The 19,436-nt window shown below is 50.3% G+C and carries 16 protein-coding genes and 1 tRNA gene; 3 read left to right on the top strand and 14 right to left on the bottom strand.

Annotated elements, in window-relative coordinates; genetic code table 11:
• Window positions 1–80: 80 nt before the first annotated feature.
• The 7 genes from ppiD to KDD30_RS03610 all read right to left on the bottom strand — a co-directional run bounded on the left by ppiD (window position 81) and on the right by KDD30_RS03610 (window position 9,109).
• Window positions 81–1,973, bottom strand: coding sequence for a peptidylprolyl isomerase (gene ppiD / locus KDD30_RS03640; protein WP_211647440.1), 1,893 nt, complete (start codon window positions 1,971–1,973; stop codon window positions 81–83).
• Between the two features lie 191 nt (window positions 1,974–2,164).
• On the bottom strand, window positions 2,165–2,437 hold the full coding sequence (gene hupB / locus KDD30_RS03635; RefSeq protein ID WP_027252850.1) for a nucleoid-associated protein HU-beta: 273 nt from the start codon (window positions 2,435–2,437) through the stop codon (window positions 2,165–2,167).
• Between the two features lie 235 nt (window positions 2,438–2,672).
• Complete coding sequence (gene lon / locus KDD30_RS03630) at window positions 2,673–5,045, bottom strand: endopeptidase La (RefSeq protein ID WP_211647439.1); 2,373 nt, start codon at window positions 5,043–5,045, stop codon at window positions 2,673–2,675.
• A gap of 138 nt (window positions 5,046–5,183) precedes the next feature.
• Window positions 5,184–6,464 carry an ATP-dependent protease ATP-binding subunit ClpX gene (gene clpX / locus KDD30_RS03625; protein WP_211647438.1) on the bottom strand — a complete coding sequence of 427 codons (1,281 nt, stop codon included), beginning with the start codon at window positions 6,462–6,464 and terminating at the stop codon, window positions 5,184–5,186.
• A gap of 118 nt (window positions 6,465–6,582) precedes the next feature.
• Window positions 6,583–7,206, bottom strand: a complete 624-nt coding sequence (gene clpP / locus KDD30_RS03620; protein ID WP_211647437.1) for an ATP-dependent Clp endopeptidase proteolytic subunit ClpP — start codon at window positions 7,204–7,206, stop codon at window positions 6,583–6,585.
• A 107-nt stretch (window positions 7,207–7,313) separates the two neighbouring features.
• Window positions 7,314–8,621, bottom strand: a complete 1,308-nt coding sequence (gene tig / locus KDD30_RS03615) for a trigger factor (protein ID WP_211647436.1) — start codon at window positions 8,619–8,621, stop codon at window positions 7,314–7,316.
• 411 nt (window positions 8,622–9,032) lie between these two features.
• Window positions 9,033–9,109: transfer RNA gene (locus tag KDD30_RS03610), tRNA-Arg, on the bottom strand.
• 349 nt (window positions 9,110–9,458) lie between these two features.
• On the opposite strand from KDD30_RS03610, the gene folD reads away from it, so the two are divergent.
• Window positions 9,459–10,316: a bifunctional methylenetetrahydrofolate dehydrogenase/methenyltetrahydrofolate cyclohydrolase FolD gene (gene folD, locus KDD30_RS03605; protein WP_249199185.1), complete on the top strand. Its 858-nt coding sequence runs from the start codon at window positions 9,459–9,461 to the stop codon at window positions 10,314–10,316.
• A gap of 83 nt (window positions 10,317–10,399) precedes the next feature.
• On the opposite strand, the gene galU is transcribed toward folD, so the two are convergent.
• From galU to KDD30_RS03590, 3 genes are all read right to left on the bottom strand, one after another.
• Window positions 10,400–11,302: a UTP--glucose-1-phosphate uridylyltransferase GalU gene (gene galU / locus KDD30_RS03600; RefSeq protein WP_211647434.1), complete on the bottom strand. Its 903-nt coding sequence runs from the start codon at window positions 11,300–11,302 to the stop codon at window positions 10,400–10,402.
• A gap of 146 nt (window positions 11,303–11,448) precedes the next feature.
• Window positions 11,449–11,946, bottom strand: coding sequence for a transcription/translation regulatory transformer protein RfaH (rfaH, locus tag KDD30_RS03595; RefSeq protein ID WP_211647433.1), 498 nt, complete (start codon window positions 11,944–11,946; stop codon window positions 11,449–11,451).
• A gap of 155 nt (window positions 11,947–12,101) precedes the next feature.
• On the bottom strand, window positions 12,102–13,193 hold the full coding sequence (locus KDD30_RS03590; RefSeq protein WP_211647432.1) for a response regulator: 1,092 nt from the start codon (window positions 13,191–13,193) through the stop codon (window positions 12,102–12,104).
• Between the two features lie 332 nt (window positions 13,194–13,525).
• On the opposite strand from KDD30_RS03590, the gene KDD30_RS03585 reads away from it, so the two are divergent.
• Both KDD30_RS03585 and KDD30_RS03580 read left to right on the top strand, forming a co-directional pair.
• Window positions 13,526–14,404 (top strand): LysR family transcriptional regulator, encoded by an 879-nt coding sequence (locus KDD30_RS03585; RefSeq protein WP_211647431.1) that lies wholly within the window; start codon window positions 13,526–13,528, stop codon window positions 14,402–14,404.
• 192 nt (window positions 14,405–14,596) lie between these two features.
• Entirely contained in the window at window positions 14,597–15,196 is a 600-nt protein-coding gene (locus KDD30_RS03580) for a Yip1 family protein (RefSeq protein ID WP_211647430.1), read from the top strand.
• Window positions 15,197–15,274: 78 nt separating this feature from the next.
• Here the strand turns inward: KDD30_RS03580 and purF are convergent, their stop codons facing one another.
• The 4 genes from purF to folC all read right to left on the bottom strand — a co-directional run bounded on the left by purF (window position 15,275) and on the right by folC (window position 19,333).
• The gene (gene purF, locus KDD30_RS03575; protein ID WP_211647429.1) at window positions 15,275–16,792 is read right to left on the bottom strand and encodes an amidophosphoribosyltransferase; all 1,518 of its coding nucleotides are present in this window, start codon (window positions 16,790–16,792) and stop codon (window positions 15,275–15,277) included.
• A 129-nt stretch (window positions 16,793–16,921) separates the two neighbouring features.
• Window positions 16,922–17,413 carry a colicin V production protein gene (gene cvpA, locus KDD30_RS03570; protein WP_211647428.1) on the bottom strand — a complete coding sequence of 164 codons (492 nt, stop codon included), beginning with the start codon at window positions 17,411–17,413 and terminating at the stop codon, window positions 16,922–16,924.
• A gap of 64 nt (window positions 17,414–17,477) precedes the next feature.
• Window positions 17,478–18,044, bottom strand: a complete 567-nt coding sequence (locus KDD30_RS03565; protein WP_211647427.1) for an SPOR domain-containing protein — start codon at window positions 18,042–18,044, stop codon at window positions 17,478–17,480.
• A 2-nt stretch (window positions 18,045–18,046) separates the two neighbouring features.
• Window positions 18,047–19,333 (bottom strand): bifunctional tetrahydrofolate synthase/dihydrofolate synthase, encoded by a 1,287-nt coding sequence (folC, locus tag KDD30_RS03560; RefSeq protein ID WP_211647426.1) that lies wholly within the window; start codon window positions 19,331–19,333, stop codon window positions 18,047–18,049.
• Window positions 19,334–19,436 lie beyond the last annotated feature (103 nt).

Raw genomic sequence — 19,436 nt, 5'->3', positions numbered from 1 at the left:
TAAAATGCCGTCAGAATTCCTTCCGCAGAAAAAACGACGGGCCGCACAAGGCGGCCCGTTAACTGATTTATTAATTACATTTACTGTGCTGTTCCGTCCAGAACCGAATAGGTGACTTTCGCATCTGCACGCAGCACATCCAGCAATGCCATGACATCCTGTTGTGCGTTCATTTGCGCCAGTTGGTCAGCCAGCGGATCGTTTGCCTTCACCGCATCCAGCTCAGGCTCTGTTACTTTATCAAGCGCAATAATGACAACATTGCCTTGCTGATCATGCGTCATATCAAACACGGTTTGACTGGCGTCTGGTTTCGGCATTGAAAATGCTTTCTCGACCAGGACGGGATCATTCCCGCGGCGGCTCAGTGTTTCCGGCTCAGAGAAGCTCAGATCATTGTTTTCCAGCAGCGTATTGTCGCCTTTACGCAATGCAACCAGCATGTCATCAGCCAGCTTTTCTGCGGCGGCTTCGCCACGCTCTGCAGCCAGAATCTCATGAACCTGATCCGACACATCTTCAAATGCCAATAATTCTTCCGGACGGTAATCATCCACCCGCACCACAATCACATGTTCCGCACCGAGCTCAATCACATCTGAGTTCAGAGCATCTTCACGAACTTCCGGCGAGTTCAACGCCTGAAGAACAGCAGGTGATGCCAGCACACCTTCAGCCTCCTCCAGTGAGAAGAAATCTGTTGTCTGTACCTTGCCATTGACAGCCTTGGCGGCAGCATCCAAAGATTCAGGCTCTTCAAAAGCAAATTCAGCCAGCTTTGTTTCCAGATTGTAGAATGCTTCAGCTGTATTTTGATCACGCAAATCGGCCAAGAGTTCATCACGAATGTCTGCCAGCGGTTTCGCATGAGGGGCTTTGACATCTTCCAGTTGAATAATGTGATAACCAAATGTTGACTTCACAACATCCGAGATATCGCCATTATTCTTCAGCGCGAAGGCTACATCTTCAAAAGACTCGTCCATCACACCACGCTCGAACCAATCCAGCTCCCCACCTTGCTTGGCACTGAATGTATCTTCCGACTTGGTTTGCGCCAGCGTCGCAAAATCGGCACCGCCTTTCAGCTCAGCCAGAATTGCATCTGCCTTTTCCTTCGCCTGCGCATCATCACCCTGAATCAGGATGTGGCGTACACGACGCTGTTCTGGAGTGGCGTACTTCGCCAGGTTCTCGTGATAATAAGTTTCCAGCGCATCATCGCTGATCTCAATCGTCTGCTTCAAGGTGTCAGCCGACAACTCGATATAAGAGACTTTGACCTGCTCAGGGCGCATAAACTGCTCAGCATGCTCCTTGTAGTACGCCAGGCTGTCTTCTTCAGAGATCTCAGCACGCTTTTTAAACGTCTCAAGATCCAGAGTCAGGCTTCGAACTTCACGCTGCTGCTGCTCCAGCTGCTGGAGTTGTGCAACTTCGTTCGTCAACGCGAAATCACTGCTCTGAATCGCCGTCAGCAATTGCTGACGCAGCAGATCGGTGCGCATATACTCTGCGAACTGATCAGGGGTAAAGCGAGAGCGACGCAGAATTGCATTATAAGCATCGTTGTCAAACTGACCGTCGCGCTGGAATTCAGGCATTGCGCGAATCGCCTGCTTCACTTGGTCATCACTGATACGTAAACCCAGCGCATTCGCGCGTTGCTCAATCAGGGCATCATTGACCAGCCGATCCAGGACACTGCGACGGAACTGCTGCACATAGCCCGGATCCCCCATCAGCGTCGTAAAGTAGTCACCCAGCTGAGACTGCATTCGGTTACGTTCGTTCTGATAAGCCTGCTCGAACTGAGCCTGGCTGATTTCTTCGCCATCAATCTTTGCCGCAGCTGGCTGGTCAGAACTTGCCAGATAACCGCCGACACCGGTCAAGACAAAAGATAATATGATTAAGGCGAGAATAATCTTCACCCAAATGCTGCTCACGCCTTCGCGCATCCGCTCCATCATAACGTGCCGTATCTCCTAGTTGTTCGAGCTGGCAATAACTACTGAATCCGGCCCTTCAGAACCGACATTCATTACCTGATACAAAGTAAAAAAAGCGCATCATGAAGATGCGCTCTCATATTACGCAAAAATGCCATAGTATGACACTCAGCGTAAGGTTTTGTTCCTTACAACTGCTGGCAAAGCCAGACTTAGTTGACAGAATCTTTCAGCGCTTTACCTGGTTTGAAACCTGGCACTCGAGCCGCTGCGATTTGGATTTCTTCACCTGTTTGTGGGTTACGGCCAGTACGGGCAGCACGCTCACGAACAGAGAAAGTACCAAAACCAACCAGTGCAACCTGGTCACCTTCTTTCAGAGACTCAGATACAGCCTCGATGAAAGCGTCCAGCGCACGGCCAGCAGATGCTTTAGAAATATCAGCACCTTCGGCGATTTTATCAACCAACTGAGTTTTGTTCACGATTTCTTCCCCTCTATGAACATTGTCTTCCTGACAACAGCATAATCTAACTTTACGCTGTGACGGCAAAGGACAATCAAAAAGTTGTATCAGGTCTAATTTATCAGGCCTTTTCGACACTGAACAAGTCTGCAAGCCTTATTATTATTGAGCTTGCGGAAAATTAGACCTCACTTATAGCCAGACAGAAATTGGCTGACAAGCGATTTCGGTCACAGTCAGCCTCTTTCATGTGCTAATTTTGCTGCATATCACTGTTTTGCGCGTTGACCAGCTCAATCCCGGTCGGATTATTTTCCAGCGCAATACGCAGCACATCGTCTATCCAGCGAACCGGGCGCACTTCCAGATCGGCAATTACGTTGTCTGGAATCTCTTCCAGATCGCGTTCGTTCTCTTTCGGGATCAGCACCGTTTTGATGCCACCACGATGCGCTGCCAGTAATTTTTCTTTCAGGCCACCAATCGGCAGAACCTCACCACGCAGGGTAATTTCCCCCGTCATGGCCACATCGCTGCGAACCGGATTCCCTGTCAGACTGGACACCAGCGCGGTACACATCGCGATACCTGCACTCGGGCCATCTTTCGGTGTTGCACCTTCAGGGACGTGAACATGAATGTCACGCTTTTCATAGAAATCGTTGTTAATCCCCAGCTTCTCGGCACGGGTACGAACAACCGTCATCGCGGCCTGGATGGATTCCTGCATCACATCGCCCAGAGAGCCGGTGAAAGACAGTTTACCCTTCCCTGGCATTGACTCAGTTTCAATCGTCAGCAAATCGCCGCCCACTTCAGTCCAGGCCAATCCGGTCACCTGGCCAATCCGGTTGCTCTCTTCAGCTTTACCGTAGTCGAAACGCTGAACGCCCAGGTACTGCTTCAGGTTCGCCTGATTGATGGTGACTTTCTTCACACCCGGGTTGAGCAGAATCTCTTTCACTGCTTTACGACACAGCTTGGAGATTTCACGCTCCAGGCTCCGAACGCCGGCTTCACGGGTGTAATAACGGATGATGCCAATGATGGCTGAATCATCAATGTCGACTTCACCTTTTTTCAGACCATTGCGCTGCACTTGTTTTTCTAACAGGTGGCGCTTGGCGATATTCAGCTTCTCGTCTTCGGTATAGCCCGACAAACGAATCACTTCCATCCGGTCCAGCAACGGACCTGGAATGTTCATGGAGTTCGACGTTGCCACAAACATCACATCCGACAGATCGTAATCGACTTCCAGATAATGATCGTTGAATGCATTATTCTGCTCAGGGTCCAGCACTTCCAGCAGTGCTGACGCCGGGTCGCCACGCATGTCGGACGACATCTTGTCGATCTCATCCAGCAGGAACAATGGGTTTTTCACGCCCACTTTTGACATTTTCTGGATCAGCTTGCCCGGCATGGAACCGATATAGGTCCGGCGATGACCACGGATTTCCGCTTCATCACGCACGCCACCCAGCGCCATCCGCACATACTTACGACCCGTAGCTGCTGCAATCGACTGACCGAGCGAGGTTTTACCGACACCCGGAGGTCCCACCAGACACAGGATTGGACCTTTCAGTTTGTTGATTCGGCTTTGTACCGCTAAATATTCCAGAATGCGGTCTTTAACCCGCTCCAGACCATAGTGGTCAGCGTTCAGAATCTCTTCGGCTTTGGACAGATCTTTTTTGACTTTGGTCCGCTTGTGCCATGGCACACTCAGCATCCAGTCAATATAACCACGAACCACGGTTGCTTCGGCTGACATCGGCGACATCATCTTCAGCTTTTGCAGTTCCTGCTCTGTTTTCTCACGGGCTTCCGCAGGCATTTTCGATTCGTCGATTTTCTTCTTCAACGACTCGAACTCATCCGGCGCATCATCCAGCTCACCCAGTTCTTTCTGAATGGCTTTCATCTGCTCGTTGAGGTAATACTCGCGCTGGCTTTTCTCCATCTGTTTCTTCACGCGGCCGCGGATGCGTTTTTCCACCTGCAGCAGGTCAATCTCAGATTCCATCATAGCCATCAGGAACTCAAGACGCTCCGTGATATCCACAATTTCCAGCACTTTTTGTTTGTCACCCAACTTCAGCGGCATATGCGCTGCAATGGTGTCAGCCAAACGCGCAGCTTCATCAATTCCGTTTAAGGAGGTCAACACCTCTGGCGGAATCTTTTTATTCAGCTTGATAAAGCCTTCGAACTGGCTGATTGCGGTACGAACGAGTACTTCCTGCTCACGCTCATCCATTTCTGGCGTGACCAGAAACTCAGCTTCAGCACTGAAGAAATCATCATCCGTCAGCTTGTGAATGCTGGCACGCTGCTGCCCCTCAACCAGAACTTTGACTGTACCGTCCGGTAGTTTCAGCAATTGCAGAATCGTGGCAACGGTGCCGACATCATAGAGATCGTCAACGGTGGGTTCGTCAGTCGCCGCTTCTTTCTGGGCCACTAACAAAATTTGTTTATCGTTATCCATTGCGGTTTCAAGGCAACGAATAGATTTATCCCGGCCTACAAACAATGGAATAACCATATGAGGGTAGACCACCACGTCACGCAGTGGCAGAACGGGAATGGCAAGGCGTTCCGAACGCTCCAGGTTCATATTGTTCTCTCTTCCGTTCAGTCTCTTTTCATGAGTATATGGGGGCAGAATACAAAGATTCAACGGCCGATTTGCCAGAAAATCAAAAAGGAGGCCAAAGCCTCCTTTATTTATTCAAACTGTACATTTAGCAACCGCTTACTCGCCGCCAGCGGCTTGGCTTTCAGTGTTCTCGTAAATCAGCAAAGGCTCAGATTCACCTTTGATCACTGATTCATCGATCACCACTTTACTCACACCTTCAGCCGATGGCAGTTCGTACATGGTATCCAACAGTACCGCTTCAACAATCGAGCGCAGACCCCGCGCACCAGTTTTACGTTCCATCGCTTTGCGGGCAATCGCCTGCAGTGCGTCGTCACGGAATTCCAGTTCAACATTTTCCAGTTCCAGCAAAGCTGCATACTGCTTGGTCAGCGCATTCTTCGGCTCACGCAGAATTTGAACCAGCGCAGCTTCATCCAGCTCACTCAGAATTGCGGTCACAGGCAGACGACCGATGAATTCAGGGATCAGGCCATATTTCACCAGATCTTCCGGCTCAACTTTCTCGAACAGATCACTGAGTGTACTGCGTTTGTCTTTCGAGCGGACTTCCGCACCGAAGCCAATGCCTGAGCTGGTTGCAACACGCTGCTCAACCACTTTATCCAGACCCGCAAAAGCACCACCGCAGATAAACAGGATTTTCGACGTATCGACCTGCAGGAATTCCTGCTGAGGATGTTTACGTCCACCCTGAGGCGGTACCGATGCAACAGTCCCTTCGATCAGCTTCAGCAATGCCTGCTGAACACCCTCACCGGAGACATCACGGGTAATTGAAGGGTTGTCGGATTTGCGGGAAATCTTGTCGATCTCATCGATGTAAACAATACCGCGCTCTGCTTTCGCAACATCATAATCACATTTTTGCAGCAGCTTCTGGATAATGTTCTCGACATCTTCACCAACATAACCCGCTTCGGTCAATGTGGTTGCATCTGCCATCGTAAATGGCACATCCAGCATCCGCGCCAGCGTTTCAGCCAGCAACGTTTTACCACTCCCTGTCGGGCCGATCAGCAGGATGTTACTTTTGCCCAGTTCAACACCATCACTGGTGGTATCCCCATTGCGCAGACGCTTGTAATGGTTGTAGACAGCTACAGCCAGAACTTTTTTCGCGTGATCCTGACCGATGACATAATCATCTAAATGCGTGCGGATCTCTCTTGGCGTTGGCAGTTCACTTCCATCGCGCTTTGGCATAACTTCTTTGATTTCTTCACGAATAATGTCGTTACACAGGTCAACGCACTCATCGCAAATATACACAGAAGGGCCAGCAATCAGCTTGCGAACTTCATGCTGACTTTTACCGCAGAAAGAGCAGTACAGCAGTTTTCCACTACCACTCTCTTTTCGCTTATCTGTCATTCGCTAACCTCATTTTGGGTTTCACCCATCTTTGCCTAGTTTTGAGTGTATAACAACTCTCGTCATTTTGCTGTCACCTTGCCCACTCAACACGGACACTGTGCATCATCCTGACTCGTTAGTCACGCTTATTCAAAACGGCATCAACCAGACCATACTCTGCCGCCTGCTCAGCGGACATAAAGTTGTCCCGGTCCGTATCTCTTTCAACGATTTCCAGCGGCTGTCCCGTATGTTCAGCCAGCAGCTTATTCAAACGCTGTTTAATCGTCAGAATTTCCTGCGCATGAATCTGAATATCAGACGCCTGACCCTGGAAACCACCCAGAGGCTGATGAATCATCACCCGGGAATTTGGCAGGCAAAAACGTTTTCCTTTTGCACCACCTGCCAGCAGGAAAGCGCCCATGGAACAGGCTTGTCCCATACAGAAGGTGCTGACATCAGGTTTGATGTGCTGCATGGTGTCATAAATCGACATCCCTGCCGTCACAGAACCGCCAGGTGAGTTAATGTACAGGAAAATATCTTTGTCAGGATTTTCTGACTCAAGGAACAACAGCTGTGCCACAACCAGATTCGCCATCTGATCCTCAACCTGACCAGTCAGGAAGATCACACGCTCTTTCAGTAGCCGGGAATAGATGTCGTAGGAACGTTCACCACGAGAGGTCTGCTCGACCACCATAGGAACCAGCGCATTCATGATTGGCGACATGGCATTATTATCTTGGTAGCTCATAACCTTATTTCCCCAAAAAAATTAATGGCCCGAATGATTGACTCATACGGACCATTGTTAGCAGAAGATTTGAAACGAAGTCAAATCTTTACAGTCATTTCAGTCAATTAAGCAGCAGGTTGCTGTTGGTTCATCAGCTCGTTGAAGCTAATTTCTTTTTCTGAAATCTGTGCTTTAGCCAGTAGAGCATCAATCGCTTGTTCTTCCAGAGCAACATTACGCATGTTGTTCATCAGCTGCTCATTCTTCTCGTAGTATGCAACAACTTCAGAAGGATCTTCATAAGCAGATGCCATTTCAGTGATCAGCGCCTTAACACGCTCGTCATCTGCTTTCAGTTCTTCGGCCTTGATCACTTCGCCCAGCAACAGACCCACAACAACACGACGCTTCGCCTGCTCTTCGAACAGCTCACGTGGCAGCTCAGGTGCGTTGTTTGCATCACCGCCGAAACGCTGAACTGCTTGCTGACGCAGGGTGTTCACTTCCTGATCAATCAGTGCAGCAGGCACGTTGATGTCGTTTTGCTCGATCAGACCGTTCAGAACCTGATCCTTGATGCGGCCTTTGATAGCCTGCTTCAGTTCACGTTCCATGTTCTTACGAACTTCAGCTTTCAGACCGTCAACAGAACCGTCTTCAATTCCGAATTTCTTCACGAACTCTTCAGTCAGCTCAGGCAGTTCCTGTGCTTCAACTTTGTGCAGTTTAATTGCGAATACCGCAGCTTTACCTTTCAGGTTTTCTGCATGGTAATCTTCAGGGAAAGTCACGTCGATGCTGAACTCTTCACCTGCTTTTTTACCCACGATACCTTCTTCGAAGCCAGGAATCATGCGGCCTTGGCCCATCATCAGCGGGAATGCTTCAGCTTTACCGCCTTCGAACTCTTCACCGTCGATTGAACCGGTAAAGTCGAGGGTCACACGGCTGTCTTCTGCAGCAGCAGTATCGACTTCAGTCCAGCTCGCTTGTTGCTTACGCAGGGTGTCCAGCATTTGTGCAACGTCTTCATCTTTCACTTCAGCCGCTGGTTTTTCAACTGCGATTTTGTCCAGACCAGACAGTTCGATTTCTGGGAAAACTTCAAATGTTGCTTTGAACACCAGATCTTTACCTTCAGCCATATCGACTGGCGTGAACGTTGGTGCACCTGCTGGGTTAATTTTTTCCTGAATGATTGCTTCGATGTAGTGACGCTGCATCACTTCACCCAGAACATCCTGACGTACAGATGCGCCGAACATGCGAGCAACCATCTTGATTGGAGCTTTACCAGGACGGAAACCGTCGAAACGACGTGTTTTAGCAATTTGCTTCAGTTGAGCTGTTACAGCATCTTCGATGTTCGCAGCAGGAACAGTGATCGTAATTTGGCGCTCTAGGCCTTCAGTGGTTTCAACGGTAACTTGCATTTTCATAAACCTCAAAACTGACTCAGGTTGACTGAGTTATTTTGCCCGTCAGCGCGCTGCTGACGTTGGCATCCTTTCGTGTTACGGCATTGCGCACCATAACGCCTGAATTCTGTCAATTTCAGTCTCACTGCCATCGACAATGAGTGTGAAATTAAAGCGCGGTATTATAACGGGCTCACCCGCATTCGTCGAGGCATCCGGACCATACCAAGCGCAAACCTTACGACAAGATAGGGACTGATTTCGTATTTTCAATAGAAAACCCGAAAAAATTGCCGTGATCACGTGCTTTTTTATCCAAATGTAGATTCAGTGCAGGAAAATTGAACAGACCTGCGCCCCATGCTGACATCGAAACGATCAGAATACAGTGAGTGAATCGGGAAATACGGGAATCGGGAAAAGAGATGGCGCGCCCTGCAGGATTCGAACCTGCGACCACATGCTTAGAAGGCACGTGCTCTATCCAACTGAGCTAAGGGCGCATCGATAGGGAGATGATACGCGGCATATCGCGTAACGGGAGTGGATTATACGTTGCCTGAAAACAAGGTCAACGGGAAAACGTGATTTTCCCGTGTCCAATGAATCAAGCGGTTAAAGTTAAGACAGCGGAAGCAGAAAATCTGATCTTTATCGCTACATTTACGATCTGCAAATCATGAGATCAAGCACGAAACAGATGATTTCATTCTGCTTGTGTCGGTATTCCAGGCAAAACTCTCGCAACAAAAATGACGGCTCACGTAAAAAGCAAACGTTTGCGCTATGGATTTCCCCCGTCGTCTCTGCGACAATAGCGCCGCTCAGTTTATTTCTGCACGAAGGAAAACCATGGCCGCTCAAATCATTGATGGAAAACTCATCTCCCAAACTGTCAGACAAGAAGTTGCTGCACGCGTCAAAGCGCGCACCGATGCAGGCTTACGCGCACCCGGGCTGGCTGTGATTCTGGTGGGTCAGGATCCTGCTTCGCAAATCTATGTAGGCAGCAAGCGCAAGGCCTGTGAAGAAGTGGGCTTTATCTCCCGTTCATTTGATTTACCCGGCAACACCACAGAAGACGCACTTCTGTCGCTGATCGATGAACTGAATGCTGACAGCAGTATTGACGGTATTCTGGTCCAGCTACCGCTTCCGGCAGGCATCGACTCAACTAAAGTACTGGAACATATCAACCCGGAAAAAGATGTCGATGGTTTCCACCCGTATAACGTCGGTCGCCTGTGCCAGCGCATTCCTAAACTGCGTTCATGTACCCCGAAAGGCATCATCACCCTACTGGAACGATACAACATCCAGGCGCGCGGCAAGCATGCGGTCATCGTGGGCGCTTCAAATATTGTCGGCCGCCCGATGACTCTTGAACTGCTGCTGGCAGGTGCGACAACAACAACCTGCCACCGCTTTACTCAGGATCTGGAAAGCCATGTCCGTCAGGCGGATATTCTGGTGGTTGCCGTCGGGAAACCGAATTTTATTCCCGGAGACTGGATCAAAGACGGTGCGACCGTGATTGATGTCGGCATTAACCGGCTGGATAACGGAACCTTGGCCGGCGATGTCGAATATGATGCGGCCCGCCAGCGCGCCAAACACATCACCCCAGTCCCGGGCGGTGTGGGCCCCATGACGGTTGCAACACTGATCGAAAATACGCTGCTTGCCTGCGAACAGTTCCACGAAAGATAAAAACGCAGCCCACCGCAAAAACCAAAAAAGCGAGGTCACCCTCGCTTTTTAATCATCTGGAATCTGATTCTCTAGGGAATCAATTATTTCGCGACACCTTTCAGGTAAGCCGCAAATGCTTCACCCAGTTGCGGGTGACGCAGGCCATACTCGACGAATGCCTGCATATAGCCGAGTTTGCTGCCACAGTCATGGCTCTTGCCTGTCATGTGGAAAGCATGCACAGGCTGCTTGTCCATCAGCATCGCAATGGCGTCTGTCAGCTGAATTTCGTCACCGGCACCCACAGGCGTCTTCGCCAGAATATCCCAGATCTCAGCAGGCAGAATATAACGGCCCACAATTGCCAGATTCGATGGCGCATCTTCTTGCGATGGTTTTTCAACGACTTGTGACATGGGAGCTGACTCACCGGGTTCGATCTGCTCTCCATTGATATCCGCGACACCATAACTGGAAACTTCCGACATCGGCACCGGCTCAACCATCACCTGACTGACACCTGTCTCATTGAACAGATTCACCATCGCAGCCATATTCTCGCGACGCAGGTCGCTGGCTGCATCGTCCAGAATGACATCTGGCAGTACAACGGCAAAAGGAGCATCGCCAACCAGCGGACGCGCACACAAGACAGCGTGGCCAAGGCCTTTCGCCTGTCCCTGACGAACATGCATGATGGTCACATCACTCGGGCAGATATTCTGGACTTCATCCAGCAGCTGGCGTTTCACACGCTTTTCCAGCGTCGCTTCCAGCTCAAACGAGGTGTCGAAATGGTTTTCGATCGAATTTTTCGAAGAATGTGTGACGAGCACTATTTCCTTAATGCCTGCGGCGACACACTCGTTCACCACATACTGAATCAATGGCTTGTCCACAATCGGCAGCATTTCTTTAGGAATTGCCTTCGTGGCAGGCAGCATCCTGGTTCCTAAACCGGCTACAGGAATGACCGCTTTACGAACTGGGGAAGTCTTTTGCATTGCATTATCCATGTAAGTTGTCATTGTCTGCCGCAATATAACAAAGATGCATGATGACAGCGAGGTATCACGGATGTAAAAACGTGACCTGCACCACTATGACAACGGATTACGGCAGAAAGGTGTGGCGGGGCGGACAATGCGGCTCAACGCCGCACGATATCCGCATTATCGACACTGACCTTCACTGGCTTGCCCAGTAAATGAATCAGCATGAAAGAACGCTTTTCGCCGTCCGGCTCCTGATAAATGGCTTCAAGGCCCTGAAACTGACCTCGCTGAAGCTCCATTGATTCGCCAGGCTTAGGCAGATTCGACAGTTTTTCCCGATGCGCTTCACTGTTTTCATTCATCATCAACTGATGCAACAACTCAGGTTGCACTTTTTGGGGATAAGGCCCCTGACGGATGAAATCAGCCACACCACGGGTTGAACGTACCGTTGTATAGCTGACTTGCTCAGGATCGAACCGGACAAACATATAATTGGGAAACAGCGGTTCGTTCGCCGTCACGCGTTTACCACGAACCAATTTTTCTACCGTCACCTGCGGGTAATAACATGTGACGCTCTGGCGTTCCAGATTGACTACTGCGCGCTCTTGTTCACTCCGCTTGCAATATAGTAAAAACCAATCTTTCATAACGCCTCTGCTCAGGTAACTTTTCACTCATAGTGATTATATGGAGAGAGACCCAAACCTCAACCGATTCCATTGCCAGATTCAGTCTCGCAGCGAATTCACGTGCGCTTTTGCGTCAAGCTGTTGATAAATCATGCTAAGTGAGTTTTTTATCGTTACTGAAACCTTGTTTTTGCTTTGATAACCGGATGGTCTCCAGCATCCTTCATGGCTTCTAAACGCTGAATCGTCACACTGAAATTTGTGGTCCCGATTTTACTGAGTGACAGCCGTGCCCCGGAAGGCGGTAAAATATGCTCACTGACCGGGTTTTTCCGGGCACCCTGGCCCAGATATTCTCCCGCAGCCATTGTTCGTTCACCTTCACTCGTCTTGAGCATCGCTTCAGAACCCACGGAAATCACCGACAAATTCCGGTCACAGGCATCAAAGATACCAAACAGTCCCCGAACCGGCACTGCATAACCGGACTGTTGCATCCCTTGCTCGATCGCTGCCAGCATGCTGTTCAAATCATTCTCAAACGCCATGCGTTTTCGCAGATAGTCATTGAACAAGGCGCGAATCAACAGCACGGTCGCAGCACCACGACGTCCACCAGATTCAGCATCTAACAGATAAAACGCCAGACGTCCGTCCATGAGCCAGGTGTAATCCAGCAATACGGGCAGAACATCTGCAGATTGCAGCACACAGTAATTGAGTTGCCAGTCTCCTTGACGAGATTGCGTTTCCGGCATCAAACCCACCAGGAGTTCCCGGGCAATTTCAGGGTTGGACTCCAACTCCTCAATATGCCATTTCAACTCGTCATCAACAGCGGTGTCATGCTGCAACAACTGGCTGGAAAAATCTGAGTACTCAGCACTGTTGTCCTGAGCTTTCAGCACAGACATCAAGGCTGCTTTCAGCACCATGATGTTATCAAGTGGCTTCACCAGAAAATCTTTCACACCGTGCCGGAGTGCATTGGCGACATCAGCCATCTCACCGGTGCCGGAAATCACAATCACAGGGACCATGGGATACTGCAGCGAGACTTCTTCCACAAATTCCATGCCGGTCAGCACAGGCATTGCCAGATCACACAATAAGATATCCGGAATGCCGTCACGAAGTGCGCGCAAGCCAGCGAGACCATCTTCAGCCTCCCGGGTCTCGCATCCCTGAGACTGCAGGAATCCAGTGATCATCCGGCGAAAAACCGGGTCATCCTCGACAATGAGAACTTCTTTACCTTCTAACAATGCGTATGCCCTCCAGGTTGCAATGGGCCAAGTACACAGAATAAATTTCTGCAGAGCAGCGGTTTCCTTGTGGATGAAATCGTCTGACGCGTCAATCACACGTGAGGGGCTTCCCTTTAGAATAGGTGCTAAACCCTGCAACGTCAGGCTTGAAGACCCGCTCTCAACTTTAGTTTTAGTATTCTGCTAGCTCGCTCAACATCTGGCCCTGTCCGTTGGTGGTTCTCAACGCCGTCACCACCACTTAATTCGATACTCGAAATCTTAACCTCTTCACATTGAGTATTTTGTTATACAATTCCCACTTTCCCATATCGATCTCAACATCGCCTATGAAGTTAGATGATTTAAACCTGTTCCGGATCGTCGTTGAAGAAGGAAGCTACACAGCAGCCTCCCGAAAATATCAGGTGCCGGTCGCAACCTTGACCCGACGTATTCAGGCACTGGAAGACAGCCTGAATCTGCGTTTGCTGAATCGCCATGCCCGCAAGCTTTCTTTAACGGAAGCCGGCCAGCAGTACTACCAGCTGTGTACGCCGCTCCTGCAGCAGTTGCTGGATACCGCCGAACATATCCGGGATGAATCCAAAGGCGCCAGTGGACGTCTGAGAATTGCCGCACCAACCAACCTGAGCAAAGTGATGCTGCAACCCATGCTGAATGCATTCATGCATGAGCATCCGGCCATCAGCATTGAACTCTTCCTCAGTAACGAACCCGAGCAATTGGATCCAACCGACTGGGATGTGATCTTTCGTGTCGGCCCGCAGCGTGATTCAGCGCTCATCGCCAGAAAAATTAATGCCGTCGAAGACATTCTCGTCGCCAGCCCGGACTACTTACGCCGCCATCCGGCGCCGACCCATGCCCAGGAGCTGTCGGAACATGCGCTGCTCAAGGGCTCACCTCTGCTTCGCTGGCGACTGTCGAACAAAAATGGTGAAACCATCACGGTGAATGAGAAAGGTCGGTTCGAATCCAACCAGCTCAATGTGGTTCGTAAAGCCTGTGTGTCCGGACTGGGCATCACACTGATGCCAGATGCGATGCTGGAGAAATACATTCAGAGCGGTGAATTGATCCGTGTCCTGGAAAGCTGGTCCGCCAACCCGAGAAATGTTTACCTGTTGTATAACCACAAAGATCACCAGCCTGAAAAACTGCGCCTCTTCATTGAATTTGCCAGCCATTACTTCAGTACGTCCTGAATGCTGAGCCGAGGTCTGCCAACCTCACATCTTGGGAATGCTTGGTGATTCACAATCTTGCCAAGCGCCCGAAGCCCGACTAAATGTTATAGAGAAGAGAACACAACGGGTGTCCGGATCAACACTGAAGTGTTCTGAACAACAACCTGTAATACGTTGTGCATGATGCACCCTAAATAACGAGGATAGGTTATGATTCTGGGACATTTATTCGGGCTTTACACTCATCCCAAAAAAGAGTGGAAAAACATTGATGAGCAACACGAAGGCGTGCAAAGCAGTCTGAGTCACATTCTGCTGATTGCATTGTTACCCCCGATTTTTGCCTATATTTCCAGCGTGTTCATTGGCTGGCGTGTGGGTGCCGTTGACCCGATTTTCCTGACACCGGCCAGTGCGCTGGGGATGTCGGTGGCCATGTATTTTGCGTTGATTGGCGGTGTGTTTGCACTCGCTTACCTCACTTACTGGATGAGTCATACCTTCGGTTCAACCCCAACGTATACACAAGCACTGGAATTAGCAGCCTACACCGCGACCCCACTCTTCATGATTAGCGTCGCGGCACTCTATCCGCAATTGTGGTTTCTGATGATGGCTGGTCTGGTGGGCATTTCATATTCGGTTTATCTGCTCTATACCGGTGTGCCAATTCTGATGCACATTCCTGAAGAGCGCGGCTTTATATACGCCAGTTCCATTGTGACCTGTGGACTGGTCCTGCTGGTGTCGATCATTGCTGGTTCTGTGATTTTGTGGAATGTCGGGATTGGGCCGCAATTCAGTCATTAAACAACAACTGTTTCAAACCGGAAAAAGCAAAAAGGCAAGCTCGCGCTTGCCTTTTTCAGCTGGTTCACAACGGGCGGATTACACGCCTTCGTTGTAGAGTTCCAAATTCGCCAGTTCCTGCTGAATCTCGCGCTGTGTTTTTGCATCTTCGCTGCGCAGCGTTTCCAGGTATTCCAGATATTGCTGGTTCACATCACCTGTCACGTAATTGCCGTTAAAGACAGACGTTTCGAACAGCTGAATATCCGGATTGCCTTCTGCCACCGCTTCAACCAGGTCTTCCAGATCCTGGAAAATCAGGCCATCGGCACCAATCATCTTACAGATCTCGTCCACCTCGCGGCCATGGGCAATCAGCTCATTCGCACTCGGCATGTCTATCCCATAAACATTAGGGAAACGGATTTCTGGTGCCGCAGACGCCAGATACACCTTATTTGCGCCCGCTTCACGAGCCATTTCGATGATCTGCTCTGATGTCGTCCCACGCACGATTGAGTCATCAATCAGCAGGACATTCTTGCCCTTGAACTCAGAGCTGATGGCATTGAGTTTACGGCGCACCGACTTCCGGCGTAATTGCTGACCCGGCATGATGAAGGTCCGTCCAACATAACGGTTCTTCACAAATCCCTGACGGTAAGGTTTGTCAAGGGTACGGGCAATTTCCAGCGCACTGTCACAGGAGGTTTCCGGAATTGGAATGACAACATCAATGTCCAGATCATCCCATTCCCGTTTGATTTTTTCGCCCAGCTTTTTACCCATGTTCAAACGGGCACTGTAAACAGAAATCTTATCGATGAAAGAATCCGGGCGGGCAAAATAAACAAATTCAAAGACACAAGGATTCAGTGCAGGGTTCTCGGCACATTGTTCTGTGGACAGTTGGCCATCAAAGCTGATATAAACCGCTTCGCCCGGCGCAACATCACGCATGAAGTGAAAACCGACCGCGTCCAGCGCAACCGACTCTGACGCCACCATGTATTCCACTTTGCCGTCGACTTCGCGTTTGCCCAGACACAACGGGCGGATACCGTGCGGGTCACGGAAGGCAATCAGGCCATGACCAATCACCATGGCAACCACAGCGTAAGCACCACGCACCATCTTATGTACAGCACGCACCGCAGAGAAAATATCATCAGAAGTCAGCGGATAGTTCGTCGCACCTTCCAACTGATGGGCCAGCACATTCAGCAGGATCTCAGAATCCGACGACGTGTTCACGTGACGGCGGGCCTGCTCGAACAGAGAGTCCCGGATGTCGGCGGCATTGGTCAGGTTGCCGTTGTGTGCCAGTGTAATCCCGTAGGGGGAGTTCACATAAAAAGGCTGAGCCTCTGAGGCACTTGAGCTTCCCGCGGTCGGATAACGGACATGGCCGATTCCGACCGTCCCTTGCAGGCGCTGCATGTGTTTTGCTTCGAACACATCGCGCACCAGGCCGTTCGCCTTACGAAGACGAAAACGATTGCTTTCCAGGGTAACAATACCCGCGGCATCCTGGCCACGATGTTGTAACACGGTCAGTGCATCATAAATAGACTGGTTAACCGGGGTGTTTCCCACGATTCCGACAATACCACACATGTCTTAAATCCTCGTTATGGATCATCAATAATTGCATTGAGTAACAGCGTGTTATCCCTGAGCCTTTACAACTCGCTCAGATCAATGTCTCCCTCGCTGTTACGCAATACAACTGATATAAATCCGGCGCTATAACGCGCCGGGAAGAAAACTCGAACTCTCTTTCAGATAAGAGAAAAACCACTCAATCACCACACCAAACTGCGGAATTAACTGAGACGCCTGCCACCAGTCGGACTTCGGAAATCCAGTGAAAGCATCGAGGAAAAATAACAACGCAGCAATGATCAGCACACCGCGTACGCCCCCGAACACGACACCCAAGACTCGGTCAGTCCCGGACAAGCCCGTTTTCTGCACCAGCTGCCCGATCACATAATTGACCACTGCGCCCACAATCAGGGTCGCAATAAACAACACCGCAATCGCACTGCCATTTCGGATGAGTTCATCCTGAATGTTGGTAAAGTATGCCGCCAGCTCCTGATAAAAATTGCTGGCTACAAAAAAGGCGGCAAACCAAATCACCAGTGACAACGCTTCTTTGACAAAACCACGGATCAAACTGACCAGTGCAGAGAAGCCAATCACCCCTAAAATGACAAAATCAATCCAGATCATCTTCTATATAATTCTTGTTGTTGGCGCGTATTCTAACAGAAAAAATCAGAACGCAAACGTTTACCTAAGGGTTTAGTGGGTTAAATCTGAGCAATTGCCCGTTCAGTCCGGTGAGCTGACGCAAATCGTCTACTTTTCCTGACAGAGAATCCTTACTGATTTCAGGTCCAACGACAACTCTAGCCAAATCGCCTGGTTTGAGCTGTTTTGGCAGGACATGCGCCTGATAACCTTTACTTCTCAGTTTTTCAACCAGCAGGTGCGCATTCTCGAAATTGCGGAATACCCCCAACTGAATCACCCAGCCACTGTCCAAATGTCCCGGCTGCGGCTCCCCCTGCGGTTGGGTTTTTACCGACACCGGATCTTTTTCCTGAACGGATGACTGAGTCACAGGCTGACCTGCGATTTGCTCAGTGACTGGCATCGGTGGCAATTCCGCTTCTGCATCCACAGGTTCAGGAATTGCCGTGTATGTTTCTTCACCGCCCGCCTGAGGCTGGAGCGGAATGCTGGCAAACTGCTCCTGAAAATGCTGCTTCTTGCCATCAAAGAAATCAGGCAAGAAGATCACCCCAATGGCGACCAGCACAATGGTGCCGACCAGTCTGCTTTGAAATTTACTCGCCACACTTACTCCTGAGTTGACTGAATGTGAGCGGACACTTCACCAACGGTATGAAAAGAACCGAAGACAATCACCACATCTTCCGGTTGAGCCGCTGCCAGTGCTGACTGATACGCCTGCACCGGCTCACCGAACATCTGGCCGGAATAATTCAGATGATCAGCAAGCTGCTGTGCCGAAGCTGCTCTTGGTCCGGTCAGTGACGCCGGATACCAGACATTGATCACCGCGCGCATTTCATCGAGTGTCGACGCGATATCTTTATCTTTCAGCATGGCAACCACACCATGGATCTGTCCGACTTCGCGAATATTCTTCAGCGCTTTGAGCTGACGCGCCAGATAGTGTGCAGAATGGGGGTTATGGGCCACATCCAGCAAGATGAGTGGCTGATCCGAAACGGTTTCCATCCGCCCCGCCAGACGCACTTTCGCCAGACCGGCAACAATATGCTGATCCGTGATGTCGAGTTCAGCGACCCCCAGTGCCATCAAAGCGGTGGCCGCATTCGGTAATGGCAATGCCGGCAACGGCAATTGTTCCATATCAAATGCACCACATTTCCAGTTCCAGGTTTCGCCTGACTGCTCATACGTATACTGATAACCGACCTGATACAGCTCTGCACCAATACTGTCCGCATGCGCGGCCACCGAGGCGGGCGGATTAGGCTGCCCGCAAATGGCCGGCTTATCGGCACGGAAGATACCGGCTTTTTCATAGCCAATCACTTCAATGTCGTCGCCCAGCCAGTCCACATGGTCAATCGCCAGGCTAGTGATCACCGACACATCATGATCGACAATATTGGTGGCATCCAACCGGCCCCCCAGCCCCACTTCCAGAACCAAAACTTCGACCTGGTGCATCTTAAAGAGTTGCAGCGCAGCCAGCGTCCCGAACTCAAAAAAGCTCAGGCTGGTCGTTTCCCGAAACGCTTCTACCGCCGCAAAAGCCTGGCTGTGTTCATGATCCGGCAGTTCTGCACCATTCACCCGAACGCGTTCGTTATATCGCACCAGATGAGGGGAACTGTAGACGCCCACAGTATATCCCGCCTGCAGCAAAATACTTTCCAGAATGGCACAGGTCGAGCCTTTGCCGTTGGTCCCGGCCACAGTAATCACAGTCGGTGCCGGTTTGCGCAAACCGGCTCGATCCCCGACGGCCTGAACACGCTCCAGACCCAGATCAATGGCACTGGTATGAAGATTCTCCAGATACGTGAACCAATCGTTCAAAGGTGAATGTGCCGAAGGAACAGACAGCGGCATTGCAGAGGTATCAGACATGTAACCGTACTAACTAATTTGATAAAGAAGATGGGGCATAATGTAGCATGAAGCAGGCGAAATTTAATGCTTGCTGCGTCATCGGAGGCCGGAATTGTGGAAC

The organism is Photobacterium sp. GJ3, from assembly GCF_018199995.1.
Taxonomy (GTDB): Bacteria; Pseudomonadota; Gammaproteobacteria; order Enterobacterales; family Vibrionaceae; genus Photobacterium.
Note: the sequence above shows the minus strand (reverse complement) of the source record. Positions and strands in the feature narration are given on the sequence as shown.